The 750-nt window shown below is 64.1% G+C and carries 1 protein-coding gene; it reads right to left on the bottom strand.

The window, feature by feature from the left end; all coding sequences use genetic code 11:
• Positions 1 to 79 precede the first annotated feature (79 nt).
• The coding region (locus tag NKJ84_RS33075) for an IS5 family transposase (protein ID WP_352510016.1) at positions 80 to 750 on the bottom strand (671 nt) is incomplete at its 5' end.

A 750-nucleotide genomic window follows, 5' to 3' on the forward strand; every position in this document is an offset into this window, starting at 1 on the left:
GCTCGTCTTTGTGAGCTCCGCCCCCTTGTTTGGGGTTTCGGCGGCGGTTTCGGCCCGGGCGGCCGGGCTGCGGGCGCACCTATCCCGTGATGGCGGCCCATCGGCGCATGTTGAAGGCGATCGCCGCCAATGTCACCTGGGCGGTGGCCTTCGCCAGTCCGACATAGCGGATATTGGTCAGCTTCATGCGGTTCTTGAGCGTGGCGAAAGTGGTCTCCACCGCCGCTCGCCGTCTGGCGATCAGGCGGTTGTAATGTTTGAGCCGCGGCGGCAGCGCATGGTGCTTGTTGGGGCGGCGCGCGATGCGCACCTTCTTGCCCTCGGCCTTGAGCCGGGCGCGGCGGGCATGGGTGTCGTAGGCGGCGTCCGCCCACACCGTCTTCTCGTCGCCGCAGATCAAGTTATCGGCCATCACCGTGTCGTTGACGTTGGCTGGCGTGGTAATCACCGTGCGGATCAGGCCAGAGCCCTCATCCACCCCGACATGGGCTTTGTAGCCAAAGGTGAAGCCGCCCTTGCCCTTTCGCGCGGTGAGCCGGGCATCCGTATCCTTCGAAGTCCGCTCGTCCGTCGGGGGCAATGAAACCGCATTGATCAGCGTGGCATCCAGCATCGTTCCCCGCTTCAGGATAACACCGGCTTTCTCCAACTGCCGGTCCAGTTCGCCAAACAGCTTCTCCAGCAGCCCTTCGCCGACAAGCAGATTGCGAAAACGCGAAAGCACCGTGTGGTCGGGAACGCTCTCCTCCA

Source organism: Mesorhizobium sp. M0048 (genome assembly GCF_040323405.1).
Lineage (GTDB): Bacteria > Pseudomonadota > Alphaproteobacteria > Rhizobiales > Rhizobiaceae > Mesorhizobium.